This window comes from Massilia sp. TWP1-3-3, assembly GCF_049897805.1.
Classification (GTDB): Bacteria; Pseudomonadota; Gammaproteobacteria; order Burkholderiales; family Burkholderiaceae_D; genus Telluria_A.
Genome location: NZ_JAFCWX010000022.1, coordinates 69,527 through 83,966, shown reverse-complemented (window position 1 = coordinate 83,966; position 14,440 = coordinate 69,527). Strand labels below are relative to the sequence as shown.

Genomic DNA, 14,440 nt, shown 5'->3' with positions numbered 1-14,440 from the left:
GAGTTTGCGGGCTTTTTCTCCAAAAAATATGGCTTACATCTTGTTCAACACAACCGGTACCGCGCCCGGCGCACGACGGCCAGTTGCCGTCCGCACACCCAGCATGATGGTGCGGTAGACAAAGCGCACCAGCAGCAGCGTCAGGATCATCTCGACCAAGGTCACCAGGAAGGCCCACAAACCGTTGGACCGCGCGGCCCGGCGTTCAAACTTGGCGAACATTCTGTCGCGTGAGACCTCGATGCTGTCGTAGAACGTCGGCACGACCAGCAAGGTTAGAATCGTCGAGGTGATCGTGCCGCCGATAATTGCAATGGCCAGTGGACGGTAGAACTCGCCGCCCTCGCCCAGCCCCAGCGCCACCGGGATCATGCCGGCGATCAGCGCAAAGGTTGTCATCAAGATCGGGCGCAAACGCATGCGGCCTGCGTCCATCAGCGCCTGCTCGCGGTCAAAGCCGTCCGCCTCGCGCCGGCGCGCAGCGTCCAGCAGCAAGATGGCGTTCTTGGCGACCAGGCCCATCAACATGATGATGCCGATCATGCTCATCAGGTTCAAGGACTGGCCGGTGATCTTCAGCGCCAGCACCACGCCGATCAGCGACAGCGGCAGCGAAATCATCACCGCCATCGGCGCCGTGAACGAGCCGAACTGAATGACCAGGATCATGTACATCAGCGCAATGCCCGACGCCAGCGCAACCACCATGTTCATCATCAGGTCGTTCTGATTCTTGCCCGAGCCACCGAGTTCACGTCCATAGCCGGGCGGGAAATCGAAACTGTCGGCCAATTTCATCGCATCCTTGGTCACTTCGCCGCTGGAGCGGCCCTGCGCGTTGGCCGAGACCGAAATGGTGCGGTTGCCATTCTTGTGTTCAATGCCCGACGGGCCCTTGCCCATCGTAATCTTGGCAATCTGGTCCAGCGGCACCATTTCGCTGGTGCCCGTCACGGCGATCGGCAAGCGTTCGATGTTCTCGGCGTTGACCCGGTCCTCAGGGTGCAGGCGCACCGCCACATCGCGCGACTCGCCGGTCGGGTCGACCCAGTCGCCCACTTCCACGCCGGCAAATGCCACCCGCAAGGACTGCGCCGCATCATTGACGGAAATGCCCATCGAATTGGCCAAGCCCCGGTCCATTTCAATTTTCAATTCATTTTTCGGATCCTGTTCAGACAGGCCGACGTCGACTGCGCCAGGCACGTTGCGCAGCTTTTCCATAAAGGTGTTGGCAATTTCAAGCAGTTTGCGCGAGTCGGGACCGGTAAATTCAATTTGAATCGGTTTGCGCGAGCCATTGTTCAAGTCGTCCATCACCACGTATTCGGCGCCCACCAGCGTCTTGATTTTTTCACGCAGCTCGACCGCAATTTCCTTGGCGCTACGCGTGCGTGTGCGCTTCTTGCCGATATCGATCCGCACGCGACCGCCGCTGGCGTCCACGCGGCTATTGGTTTCCTTGACTTCCTTGATCTCGCGCGCCATGGCGGCGGCGCTTTCCATTTTCAGGCGGGCATATTCCACGCTCGACGAGGCGGGCGTGCGCACGGTGATCATCAACTGGCCGGAATCGGTCTTGGGCAGAAATTCGCTGTCGCCCTTGAGAACCTGCAGCGCGATCGCGCCGACAAACGTGACCAAGGCAAGCAGCGCCATCCAGACGCGGTGATGCAGCGCCCAGGCAATGACTTTGCTGTAGCGGTTGGCCTGCTCATCGAACCAGTGATTAAAGCGCTGCAACACCCGGCTGATGCCCGTTTTTGGCAAGGTATGGTGGCCGACCGGGTCGCCCCAGTAAGCCGACAACATCGGGTCGAGCGTGAAGGAAATGACCAGGCTGACCAGCACCGAGCACGTCACGGTCAGGGCAAAGGGACGGAAATATTCGCCCGAAATACCCGGCATGAAAGCAACTGGAATGAACACGGCAATGATCGAAAACGTGGTCGAGGCAACCGCCATACCGATCTCGGCGGTGCCGTTCAGGGCCGCGGTGCGGCGGTCCGACCCCAGCTCCTCCATGTGGCGCACAATGTTTTCGCGCACCACGATGGCGTCATCGATCAGCACGCCGATCGCCAGCGACAGGCCGAGCAGCGTCATGAAGTTGAGCGTGAAGCCGCACAGCCACACGGCAATAAAGGCGGCCACCACCGACGTTGGCAGCGACAGCGCGGTAATGAGCGTCGAGCGCCAGGAATTGAGAAAGGCGTAGACCACGAAAATGGTCAGCACCGCGCCGAAGATCAGCGACTCGATGACGTTATTCAAGCTTTGCTGCGAACGCTCGCCGGCGTCGTCGATGACTTCGAGCTTGGTGCCCGGCTGCAGTTCCTTGGCCGTTTCCATTTCCTTGACCAGCGCCTTGACCTTGTTGGCGACAGACACCGTACTTGCTTCGCGCGAACGGCTGACCGAAATACCCACGTTCGGCTTGCCGCTGCGAATCGACAAATTGTTGACGTCGGCAAAACTGTCTTTGATTTCGGCCACCTGGGCCAAGCGCACGATTTCGTCGCCGCGGCGCTTGACGACGATCTGCTGGAATTCTTCAGGCGTCTCGATGCGCCCGACCAGGCGGATGCTCTGCTCGTCCAGGCTGCCGCGAATCTTGCCCACCGGCGCATTGGTATTCTGGTTGCGCAGCGCCAGCACCACTTCGCCGACCGACACATTATATTCACGCAACTTGGCCGCCCGCAGCAGCACCGACAGTTCGCGCTTGAGCGCGCCGCCCACGTTGACGATCGACACGCCGTCGATCGAACGGATGCGGTCGGCAATGTTGTCTTCGGCCAGCCGCGAAATTTCGGCCGCGCTCTGGGTGCTCGACGACAGCGCCAGCTGGATAACGGGTTCGGACGCCGGATCGGCGCGCTGCAAAATAGGCTCGCGCATCTCGGTGGGCAGCTTGTAGCGCACCGCCGCGATCGCGTTGCGCACTTCATCGGACGCTTCGATCAAGTTCTTGTCGAAACCGAACTCGATGAAAAACGTGGCGCTGCCTTCGTTCGAGTCGGACTCGATCTTGCTAACGCCGGGAATGCTGAGGAAGGATTTCTCAATCCGGTTGACCACTTCGCGCTCGACGGTGTCGGGCGAGGCGCCGGGATACGGCACGTTGACGATAATGAAGGGAATATCGACGTCGGGATTCTGGTTTACGCGCAGCTTGGACAGTGCCAGCAGCCCCATGGCCATCATCGCGATGATCAGGACGACGGTGGCGATCGGCCGCTTGATGGAGAAATCGGATAAAAACATCTTATTTCCCCTGCACGGCAACTGGCGTAGCGGCGGCGGCAACCTTGGCGACCGTCATCTGATACTTTTGGCCATTTTTGAGCGACGAATTGGGCGTACGCAGCACAACGTCGCCAGCGGCCAGGCCACTACGCACTTCCAGGTCGCCCGTGCGGGCATCGCGCGCGCCCAGCACCAGGTCGGCCTTGCTCAGCACATTACCCTTCAGGCGCCAGGTGTAGGCCTTGTCGCCCGCTTTCACCAGCGAGCTTTCGGCCAGCATCAGCGCGTCGGTGCTTTCGGCCTCGATCCGGCCCTCGCCAAACAAGCCCGACACTTTCGGCTGCGGCGAGCCGGGCGCAAAAGCGACCAGCACTTCGACCTGGCGCGTGACTTCATTGGCGGCTGGATCGACCCGCTTGACGATGCCGCGAAATTCCTGGCCGGCATAACCGTTGATCTTGAAGGTGACGTTCTGGCCCACCTTGACCGCGCTGATGCGGTCGGCCGAGACGCGCCCTTCAAAGCGCATGCTGGTCGTATCGATGATCTTGACCAATTCCTTGCCTGGCGACGCGGTGTCGCCGGCCGACACCTTGCGGTCGCTGACCACGCCGTCGAACGGCGCGCGCACCAGCGTGTGGGCCAGTTGCAGGCGCGCGCTGGCGGCGCGCGAGCGCGCTGCGGCCACTTCACTGGCGGCGGCGTTGCGGCGCACTTCGGCGTCATCCATTGCCTGGATCGAGGTCATGCCGGAGGCGCGCAGTGTTTTCATGCGGGTAACCTGGCGCTCGGCCTGCTCCAGCGCCTGCGACGACGAACGCGCCGACGCCTCGGCCGAATTGAGGCTGTCGCGAATGGCCGCTTCGTCAAGCTTGACCAGCACATCGCCTTTTTTGACGACATCGCCGTTTTCCTTGAGCACTTGCAGCACCAGTGCGGAAATTTCGGCCCGTACGTCGGCCTTGCGCTCGGGCTGAATGGAACCGGTCACGACGGGACCGGAGGCCAGCGAATTGGAATGCACGGTCAGGATATCTTCCGGCGCAATGCTCAGCACTTTCGGCGCTTCTTCCTTGCCGTCCTTCTTGTCCGCGTCATTCGGCTTGTTGCAGGCGGCCAGGGCCGCCGCGATGGCGAGGACAAGAAATGTTTTGCGCAGCATGTGATTCTCCGGAATGAACAATATTGAAACTACCAGCGTACAAGTATCCCAAAGGCACCCCAGGGCGTCAATTGCCTTGCCTGTGTACTGCGGTTTTGGATGACTGAACTGCGCAATTAGGGGGATGAGCTGCAATTGAAGTAGCATGAATTGCTCCCGCCCATTGCCTATTGAAACTTAGAAAGACTTAAACAGATAAAAAACGGCGAAGCCCATGCCGACGCCGGTGCAGATGCCCCCGCCAATTTCGACCAGCGTATGGCCCATCCGTTCCCGCAAATGGGTGTGCTCGGCGGCGCCGTTGGCGAGGCGGTTGATCGCGCTGGCCTGGCGTCCCACGTGCTGGCGCAAGCTGTTGGCGTCGATCATGACAATAAAGCCCAGCGTGACCGCCACCCCGAAAGCCGGATGGCCCATGCCTTCGCGCAGCGCGATCAGGGTCGCCATGCTGGTGACCACGGAACTATGGTTGCTTGGAAAGCCGCCGTTGCCGACCAAATTGAACGCCCAGCGGCGCTGGCGCGCGCTATTGATAAGAAACTTGATCGGGCCAACCACCAGCCAGGTCAGGAAGGGAGTGACGAGGTAACTGATATCCATTGATGCCTTCTAAAAATCGATGCGGTAGATGCTCGGCAGAATTATCGCAGATGACCGGCGCCGCAGCCACATCCGCTGCGCCTCGGCCGGCCCCGCTACGGTTAAACTGGCGGGAGTGTGTCATTTCGGCGAACACGACGGCAAAGGAACAGCATGAAGCATTTCAGATTATCGGTAGCGGTGACCATTGTATTGATGGGCCTGGCTGGATGGTGGGGCTACCATCGCCACGGCATGCCCGGGTTGCTGTCGGCGCTGTGGATTACGGCGGTGCTTGGCATCCTCGAAGTGTCGCTCTCGTTCGACAACGCGGTCGTCAATGCCTCGGTGCTGCGCCACTGGGACGCGTTCTGGCGCAAGCTGTTTCTGACGGTGGGGATCATGGTGGCCGTGTTCGGGATGCGTCTGTTCTTTCCGCTGCTAATTGTCTCCGTAGCGACGGGCCTGGGCATGGGCGACGTCTGGCACATGGCGCTCGACACGCCGGACGTGTATGCACACCACCTTGGCGCCAATCACGCCCAGGTCGCCTCGTTCGGCGGCGCCTTCCTGCTGCTGGTTTTCCTCAACTTTTTGTTCGACGAAGAGCGGGAACTGCATTGGCTGGGATGGATCGAACAGAAGGTCGGGCAGTACGGCAGCGAAGGCTTGGCCGTGTTGGTCACCCTGTGCGCCGCGTTTGGCGCCATGTCGCTGGTGCCTGCGGCGAGCAAGCTCAGCGTGCTGGTGGCGGGCGTGCTTGGCGTAGTGGTGTATGTGGGCGTCAACTGGGTCAGCGGTTTGCTGGAAGAAGAGGAGCACGACCCGGTACTAGGCAAGATGATTTCGCGCGGCAGCATTGGCGGCTTCCTGTACCTGGAAGTGCTCGACGCATCCTTTAGTTTCGACGGCGTGATCGGCGCCTTTGCCATCACCAATGATGTTGTCATCATCATGCTGGGGCTGGCCATCGGCGCCATGTTCGTGCGTTCCATGACGGTGTATTTGGTCGATAAGGGAACCTTGCAAGAGTTCGTGTACCTGGAACACGGGGCGCACTACGCCATCGGCATCCTGGCGCTGATCATGTTCGCCAGCGTGACGTATGACATCAAGGAATGGGTGACGGGGCTGTCGGGCGTGGCGTTCATTGCCGTGTCGCTATGGTCATCGCTGCGCTATAAAAAGCAGCAGGAAGCGCTGGGCTTGAGCGTCGAGGCTTGATAAATCGGCCATTAGTGGCACAATAGGCGCGACCTTTAACCAACCACAGTCTATACACCATGCCAAAACGCGTCTTGTTCCTGTTTCTGTCACTGCTCGGGGCCGTTCTGGTCCTGCTCTCCCTGTACACCTGGTTTACGCTGAGCTGGTCGTACTCCGAGGGCGAGCGGGCCGGCTATCTGCAAAAGTTTTCCAAAAAAGGATGGCTGTGCAAGACCTGGGAAGGCGAAATCCTGCTCTCAAGCATGCCCGGCGCCATTCCCGAGCGCTTCCCGTTTTCGGTGCGCGATGACCTTGTCGCCAAGGACTTGCTGGCGGCAACGGGCAAGCGCGTGGTACTGACGTACGCGCAGCACAAGGGCGTGCCGTCATCCTGTTTCGGCGAGACCGAGCATTTCATCGAGAAAGTGGCGGTATCGCCTTGATGGCGACGACGCCGCTGACGCTGGTGTGAACCTGGCGTTGTGAGCGCTCCTGGCACGGCTCTTTACCAGCGCTTGCGCAGCATATGAACATGCGCAAGCGCGCCTACAACCAGGCAAATCAGGACAACAAGGTCTGCCACGACGACACGGGCAATCTGCGCGTTATGGCTTCCTGCAGCGGCCGCAAGAATGAGGAACGAAACGACGCTGAACAGTCCTCCAACAAAGGCAATGGATTGCAGCGCAGGTTTGAAGGCAGAGAGCAGCAAAAAGCTGCCAACAAGGCCCTGGCGTCCGACTCGTTGTTGAAAGCAAATGCAATCGTCCTGGGTGCCGTCGCACCTATCCGGACCGGTGTATTGCGCTTCGCCCAAAAAATACGGCCCAATATGCACCACTGCAGGCGAGCATGATTGCACCACCGCCAGATGCGTGCGGCGGCGGCGCGTTTGCGACAAACCGCTACATGTAGGTGGCCAGCCCGATCAGCATCGCTTCCTTTGAATAACTTCCAAAGCCACAGCACTTACAGCTTCTCCAGCTGCTGCTTGACATAATCGGCGCCCGCACCCGTGGGCGCGAGCGCCAGGTACGTTGTGTAGGCCGCCTTTGCTTTCGCGCTTTCCCCCGCCCGCAATTGGGCGTCCCCCAGATTGCGATACGCGACCGAGCGCGACGGATCCATCTTCACCGTATTGTCAAACCAGCGCGCCGCCTCCTTGTACTTTTCCTGCTTGTAAAACACAAAGCCCAGATTATTTGCCGCCAGCGCAAAATCAGGGCGCAGCTTGAGCGCCTCGGTAAATTCCGCCTCGGCCTGCACATACTGCTTTTCCTTGTACATCTGCAGCCCGCGATCGTTCGCCCGCTGCGCCAGCTGGCGCATCGACGACGGCACCGCCTGCGGCGTCACCAGTTTTTGCTCATTGCCTTGCAAATCCTTGACGGTTACCGGCGTCGCCGGCGATACCTTGCCCGGCTTTTCCTCCGCCTTGGCCACCGGTTCCGGCCGCGCCGCATCAAGCTTGGAATTGAGCGCAATTGCCTCGCTGGACAGCTGCGCGCTCTGCGGACTAAGGAACTCGGTCTCGGCCGGCAGCTCGAACACGAAGTCGCCCCCTTCCGAACCCGGCAAGCTGCCGAACGCTGGCGTCTGATTCGACACGCTGGCCACCGCCGGCGCCACATAGGCCGCCAGTTCAGTGGCGGTGATCAAGCCGTCGCCATTCAAGTCGCCCTTGCCCGCCAAACCTTGCAGCAAGGTCCAGGTGAACACCGAGTGCCCGTTCGGCCCGCCGTCCGACACCAGCTGGTCGACCCCGCCGGCAGTGAGCATCTGGCGCCCGGTGCGTTTCGCGTTATCGCGCAAAAAGTTGCCGGCCCCGCCGCCGCGCGTCAAGCCAAGGCCGCTGTAGCAGGCATCCATCACGAACAGCACGTGCTTGGCGGTGAGACTCTCGCCGATATTCTGGATCTCGGTCATGGGAATGGCGTCGGTGGCAAACTGCGCGGGGTCCGAATCGTAGGGCACGATGTAACCTAGGTCGCGCCCGGAACTCAGGTGCCGGGTGGCGCCGTGGCCCGCAAAAAACACGAAGATGCGGTCGTTCTTTTGCACCCCGCCGTGCGCCAGCCGGTCATGGAACGCGGCCAGGATGCCGCTGCGCGTGGCGGCCGCGTTTTCAAGCGCGACCACGCGCTCGGGCGCGAAGCCGAATTTGTCCACCAGCGTCTGGCGCACCCCGCGCGCGTCGCGCACCGCGTACTGCAGCTTGGGCCACTTGGGGTAGTCGTCGATGCCGATCACAATGGCCCATGAATTGGCATAGCCCTGGCTGGCGGGCGCCGCCGGCGGCGCCATCGCGGCGCCCTTGGCGGTCTTGAAAGTGGTGCCGTCCCAGCCGGCGAACTGGTAGCCGTCCGCAATCAGGCGCTCCAGGATGGCCGGCAGCGCCTTGACCGCGCGCGCGTGGATATCGTGGAACAGGATGATCCCGCGCCCTTCTTTTTCAACCGAATGGAGCACCCGTTCGGTGATCGAGGATGGCACCGGATCGGCCCAGTCGAGCGAATCGATGTTCCACATCACCGAGCGCAAATGGGCGCCCGCCAGCGTGGTCAAGCCTTCCTTGTTGCGCGCACCGTAGGGAAAGCGGAACAGCTCCGAGCGGTCCTTGTCGACCGCTTTGAGCAGCAGGTCGGTATTGAAGATCTCGGCTCGGAGCTTTTCGCCGGTTTCCTTGGACAGCTGCGCGTGCGTGTAGCTGTGGTTGGCCAGCACGTAACCGGCCCGGCTCAACTTGCGGCTCACTTCAGCGCCGGCGTTCAGTGTGGCCTTGCCGTCCGCGCCCACGGTGCCCAGGTTGGTGCCCACGTTGAAGAACACGGCCGGCACATTGTACTGCTTGAGGATGGCGGCGATCTCCTCGCTGTAGCGCCGGTGCGGGCCGTCGTCAAAGGTCAGCACCACGGTCTTGGGCGGCAGGCCGGCCCCGAAAATCTCGCCCGCTTCCTCCCTGCCGGGTGCGCCGGCGGCCGGCACCTCGGGGCGCGGCGGATACGGCAGCACCACGCCGTGCTCCTTGAGGATCGCTTCGCGGCTGTGCAGCGTCTTCAGGTAAGCGACGTAGGCTTCCCACTTCTCGCGTTTCAGTTCAATGCCACGCTGCTCGTAGCGCCCGAAGATCTGGCGGATCTCCTTTTCGTAATTGTGTTCGATCTCGGCGAGCGCATCGACGTCCTCGGAGACGCGCTTGTGCAGTTTGATGGCCGGCAGCGACGAGTCGCGCGCCACGTCGGCCAGCAGCGCCTGCAGCAGTTCGCGAAAGGCCAGCCGGTCGGCGTCGTACAAGCTCTTGTCGGACTCGATGAACTCGAGCAGGCCATGCAGGATGTCATAGCGGTCGGACCGGTTCGACGCGAGCAGCGCTGCCAGTTCGCTCTCCAGCGCCACGCCGCGCGCCTGGTTTTGGTGAAACAGCTCCTGGCCCACCTCGGTGGTGTGCGCGCGCTGTTGTACGGTCAGTGTGGCCTCGTCGGCCAGCAGCACGATGATTTTGCGGTAGTCGGTCAGCAGCTCCTTGACGCCGCGCTCGAGCAGCGCGCCCTTGGCCGGGTCGGCCGGCGCCGGGGCCACTTGGTTGCCCTGGGCGACGGGCGCGGACAGTGCGACCGGCGGCGCCGGTGGACGGGCGGCGAACAGCGCGGCAGCGCCGATGGCGCCGGCGGCGGCCACTGCGGCGCCGATTCTTGCGGGTTTGGAGATCACGATAGAGCCTGTGGGTCGAATGAGTGCGGTAAAGGTGCGTAGATTGTATTGCAACATTTGGTCCAAGGAAAGGTGAGCCGTTCGCCGCTGTGGCGCAATCGCGCAAGCAGCTGTCATCAATGCGCAATACCAGCGCGCCGCAGTTGGCTAAGCTCATGGCAAAAACACCACGTGATGGCAAAAACTACAATCCCCAGGAGACAAACCGTATGGATCGCCGTTCATTCTTACGCAGTTCGATGTATTTCACCGTGGTGTCGGCCGGCGCCAGCCTGGCCGCCTGCGGCGCAAGCGACAACAGCGACGACACCGCGCAAGCGCCGGCCGGGTCCTTTGCATTCCCGCTCGGCGTCGCCAGCGGCGACCCGAAGGAGGCGAGCTGCGTCTTCTGGACCCGCTGCCTGTCGAGCCATGGCCTCGAAACGGTGCCGGTTAGGCTCGAAGTGTCGAGCGCCAGCACCTTCGCCACGCTGGCCGCATCGGTCGACCTGTCCGCCACGCGCCAGTACGACTACACGGTGCGCGCGAAAGTGACGGGGCTTGCGCCCGGCACGCGCTACTACTACCGCTTTTGCGCAGGCCAGGACAAGAGCGTCGCCGGCCAGACCAAAACGGCGCCGGGGGCCGCGAGCGCGCCGGCCAAGATGACATTTGCCTGGATGACCTGCCAGGACTGGAGCGTGAACCACTGGGCGGCGATGGACCTGATCGCGGCCGAAGAACTCGATTTTTTGGTACACCTGGGCGACTACATCTACGAGACGGTGGGCGCCACGTTCCAGAGCGGCGCGGCGGAAGCGGCGCACGGCCGGATCACGCTGCCCGACGGCACTGCGCGCAGCGGCGCCGAAACGGGCGTCTACGCCACCAGCCTGGAAGACTACCGCACGCTGTACCGCACCTACCGCGGCGACGCGCGTCTGCAGGAACTGCACCGCAAGTTTCCGATGATCGCGATCTGGGACGACCACGAGTTTTCCGACGATTGCTGGCAGGACCACCAGACCTACAACAACGCCAACACGCGCCAGACCGAGCGCCGGCGCAGTGCCACCCAGGCCTGGGCCGAGTACATGCCGATCGACTTTGGCGACGTCTCGTTCGACCTGGGCAAACCTGGCCACGAGAACATCCGCATTTACCGCGACTTCCGCTTCGGCACACTGATGCACCTGGTGATGACGGACCAGCGCCTGTACCGCGACGACCATGTGGTGGGCGAAGCCGAACTGGCAACGCTGACCGGCCACGATCGGCTGCAGGGCGACGACAAGATCGGCGCGCGTTATTTTGTGCCGCTGCCGGTGCTGCAGCAGTTCGAGCTGGTCGACAGCCAGGTGCTGGGGCACGCGCCGTCGATCCTGGGCCGGGCCCAGACCGAGTGGTGGAAGGACACGCTCAAGGGCGCCACCGCAAGCTGGAAAGTATGGGGCAACGAAGTCACGCTCAACCGCATGCAGATCGACCTGCGCGCTCTAGCCCCGGCGCCGTACGACAAGCAGTACGTGGTCAATGCCGACGCCTGGGACGGCTACCCGAGCCACCGCGCTGACTTGATGACATTCCTGAAGGCGAACAGCATCAAGAACGTGGTGGCGATCACGGGCGACCTGCATGCGTTCCAGTGCGGGACCATCCGCGACAATGCGCATCCTGCGGTAGGCACGCCCGTGGCGGTCGACTTTGTGGCGGCCGGCATCAGCAGCGACTCGTTCTACCGTTATCTGCGCGACGGCGCCGGCGCCACGCCGCTGGCGCCGCTGGTGGCAACGCCGGCCACCTTCGACGCTGTCATTCGCGGCAATAACCCGGACTTTGCGTATGCCGACCATGACGCGCAGGGGTTTGCGGTGGCCACCGTGACGGCGGCCAGTTTTGTGGTCATGTTCAACAAGGTCAAGCCCTTGAATGCGGATGGCAGCAAGCCGGCGTCGCCGCTGCTCAAGCGCACCCGCATCACGCTGGCGTCAGGGTCGACCAGCCCGGTGGTGGAAGACAACGTGTGAGGTCGGAAAAAGCGTTGGCCCGCTTCCGCAAGGCGCCCGGCCTCTACAGCGTGCCGCTGACGCGTAGGTCGAAAAAGGCCGAAGGCCGCATTCCGACAAGCGCCGTCGAGACACTTGCCGCAACCAGGGCCTTGGCCTTGCCCTTGACCTTGGCCTTTACCGCCCTACGGCAATCACCAAGTCGGCTCCGCGCGCCAGCAGCACCAACGAGCAGGCGAAAAAAAAGCGGCGCATGCGCCGCCCGGCATTTACACTTTCACTGGCATCGCCGAAGGCTGGCTCAAGCGACCGATGACCTGGTGCGTCATCGTGGCCGACGTTGCGCGCTGCACTGCGCCGGCGGCGCTTTCGACCTGCTCGAGCCGAATTGCCTGCTTGGCCGCCACCAGCGTTGCCGTATCGGCTTCCAGGCGGCGCGACTCCAGTTCGAGCAACAGCTGCTTGGCCTCGGCCATCTCGCGCGTGGCGAGGGCCGCCTTGCGCTGCATCTCGGCGTGCGCCTGGGCGCTGTCAAGCAGCAAGCGCTGGGCGTTGCGCTTGTCGACGGCCGACTGCGCCGCGCTTTCCTGAGCCGCCTCGAGCTGGCGCGCCATGTCGGCCTGCTCCTGCTCGGCGTCGGCGCGCAGGCGGGCCGCCTTGCATGCTGCCTGCTCCGACGCCACGCGCGCCGCGATGGCCGCGTTGGCGCGTTCGTCGGCGGCGGCCTTGTGGCGCTGGGTCGCCAAGGTTTGTTCAATCAGCGACAGCGAAGCGCGTTCGGCCGCCAGCGTTTGCGAGGCCAGCTCCAGCTTCAGCTTTTCATTGTGGGCGCGCTCGGCCTGGACCCGGCCCAACTCGGACGCCATGCGCAGCTGCGCGATGACCGCGTCGGCCGCTGCCGCCTTGTCGGCCGCGGCGCTGGCCGTTTGCGCCAGCAGCGCGCTGGTGCTGTCAATTTCCGCGCGCTGCGCCTGCTCCAGGCGGCGCTCCGCGTCCGCCATCTGGCGCATCAGCAGCGCCTGCGCCTGTTCCGCATCGGCGCGGGCGTGGGCGGCGGCCGCCGCCTCCTGTTCGGCCGCCAGCCGCTCTTGCAAGCGCACCAGTGCGCCCTGCTCGGCCAGCGCGTGCTCGTGCTCGGCATGGGCCAGCAACGCCGACTGCGCCGCTTTTTCGCTTGCCAGCGCCGCGCTTTGTTCCTGCAGCGCGACCTGTTCGGCGATCGACGCCACCAGCGACTGCTCGGCATCATTCTCAAGCGCGGCCGCAGCGGCCGACGCGGTGGCCAGCGCCGCGCGCTCCTCGGCCAGGGCGCGGGCGCGCTGCTGCTGCTCGGCCTCGAGCGCGGCGGCGGCGGCGGCGGCCTGCTCGGCCAGTTTGCGTTCAGCGGCCTTTTCGGCGGCAATGCTTTCCGCTTCCACCCGTGCGTGCACTTCCAGGCTGGCGTCGTCTTCGGCCTTGGCGCGCGCCAGCGCCACTTCGCGCAGCTTGCGGTCCACTTCAATGCGCGCTTCGGTCGCGCTCATGATGCGCGCCTCGGCTTCGCGCCGCGCCTCGGCGCTGGCGGCCGCCATCTGTTCCAGGCGCTCACGGTGCATTGCCGCGTCGCGCAATTCCTTTTCCGACTGCAGACGCAGATGGATCGATTTGGAAGCCATCCGCTCGGACTCGGCCTGGGCGATCGCGATCGCCTCGCGCTCCTGTTCCACGTGGGCCAGGGCGCGCGCTTCCTCCAGCGCACGCGCTTCGGCCACGGCGCGGGCAAAGGCGGCGGCCAGCGCCACCTGATCGGCCTTTTCGCGCTGCACCGTCAGCTCCAGCGCTTCGGCCTCGGCGTCGGCCAGCAGTTCGGCGGTCTGGCGCGCGCCGCGCGCCTGGCGTTCGCGTTCGCGCGCCAGCGTGGCCACGCGCGCGTCGGCGCTGGCGATGTGCAGCACTTCCTCGCGCGCCGCGTGAACGGCGGCGACCCGCTCGACCGCCTGCAGGCGCGCCTGTTCGGTGTGCAGCATCAGCTCGTCGGCGGCGCGCGCAGCCAGTTCGGCCATGACCGCTTCCGCTTCGATCTGCTCCGCGGCGCGGCGGCGCGCCTCCTCCTCGGTCTTGGCGCGCGCTTCGGCGGCCAGCTTGATCTGGGTATCGGCTTCGACGCGGGCGCGCAGCTCGGCCGTTTCCAGGCGCACCGCTTCGAGCCGCTCCAGGCTCGCCTGCGCGGCCAGGCGCAGCGTCTCCAGTCGGTCGCGGTTGGCTTCGATGGCCTCCTCCGAAGCTTGCGCATTTTGCAGCGCGGCGGCGGCGGCGGCGGCATCCATCGCGGCGCGCTCTTCGGCCAGCGAGCGGGCGCGGGCCTCGGCATGGGCCCGGCTCTCGGCCGCGCACGACGCCTTGGCCTCCGCCTCGACGCGCGCAATCGCCTCGTGAATGGCCCGCATTTCCGACTTGGCCCGTCCCGGCGCGCCGGCCTGCGCTTGATTGTCCGCCACCGGCAAAGCAATGGTGATATCGGCGTCGTCGTGCAGGCAGGCTGTGGATTCCATCGTCTTCTCGCTATAAG

At 63.7% G+C, this 14,440-nt stretch carries 9 protein-coding genes; 3 read left to right on the top strand and 6 right to left on the bottom strand.

Annotated features, from left to right (window positions below; translation table 11 throughout):
• Window positions 1-33: 33 nt before the first annotated feature.
• From ACP7D4_RS19685 to ACP7D4_RS19675, 3 genes are all read right to left on the bottom strand, one after another.
• Entirely contained in the window at window positions 34-3,267 is a 3,234-nt protein-coding gene (locus ACP7D4_RS19685; RefSeq protein ID WP_426100903.1) for an efflux RND transporter permease subunit, read from the bottom strand.
• A gap of 1 nt (window position 3,268) precedes the next feature.
• Window positions 3,269-4,411 (bottom strand): efflux RND transporter periplasmic adaptor subunit, encoded by a 1,143-nt coding sequence (locus ACP7D4_RS19680; protein ID WP_426100901.1) that lies wholly within the window; start codon window positions 4,409-4,411, stop codon window positions 3,269-3,271.
• A 177-nt stretch (window positions 4,412-4,588) separates the two neighbouring features.
• On the bottom strand, window positions 4,589-5,011 hold the full coding sequence (locus ACP7D4_RS19675; RefSeq protein ID WP_426100900.1) for a divergent PAP2 family protein: 423 nt from the start codon (window positions 5,009-5,011) through the stop codon (window positions 4,589-4,591).
• 153 nt (window positions 5,012-5,164) lie between these two features.
• Here ACP7D4_RS19675 and ACP7D4_RS19670 point away from each other — a divergent pair, with 153 nt between their 5' ends.
• Window positions 5,165-6,214, top strand: coding sequence for a DUF475 domain-containing protein (locus ACP7D4_RS19670; protein ID WP_426100898.1), 1,050 nt, complete (start codon window positions 5,165-5,167; stop codon window positions 6,212-6,214).
• A 59-nt stretch (window positions 6,215-6,273) separates the two neighbouring features.
• Entirely contained in the window at window positions 6,274-6,639 is a 366-nt protein-coding gene (locus ACP7D4_RS19665; protein WP_426100896.1) for a hypothetical protein, read from the top strand.
• Window positions 6,640-6,701: 62 nt separating this feature from the next.
• Here ACP7D4_RS19665 and ACP7D4_RS19660 read toward each other — a convergent pair whose 3' ends face one another.
• Window positions 6,702-7,097 (bottom strand): hypothetical protein, encoded by a 396-nt coding sequence (locus tag ACP7D4_RS19660; RefSeq protein ID WP_426210843.1) that lies wholly within the window; start codon window positions 7,095-7,097, stop codon window positions 6,702-6,704.
• A gap of 68 nt (window positions 7,098-7,165) precedes the next feature.
• Window positions 7,166-9,907 (bottom strand): polysaccharide deacetylase family protein, encoded by a 2,742-nt coding sequence (locus ACP7D4_RS19655; protein ID WP_426210842.1) that lies wholly within the window; start codon window positions 9,905-9,907, stop codon window positions 7,166-7,168.
• A gap of 209 nt (window positions 9,908-10,116) precedes the next feature.
• Here ACP7D4_RS19655 and ACP7D4_RS19650 point away from each other — a divergent pair, with 209 nt between their 5' ends.
• Entirely contained in the window at window positions 10,117-11,913 is a 1,797-nt protein-coding gene (locus ACP7D4_RS19650; RefSeq protein WP_426210840.1) for an alkaline phosphatase D family protein, read from the top strand.
• A 248-nt stretch (window positions 11,914-12,161) separates the two neighbouring features.
• Here ACP7D4_RS19650 and ACP7D4_RS19645 read toward each other — a convergent pair whose 3' ends face one another.
• Window positions 12,162-14,423, bottom strand: coding sequence for a hypothetical protein (locus ACP7D4_RS19645; protein WP_426210839.1), 2,262 nt, complete (start codon window positions 14,421-14,423; stop codon window positions 12,162-12,164).
• Between the last annotated feature and the right edge of the window lie 17 nt (window positions 14,424-14,440).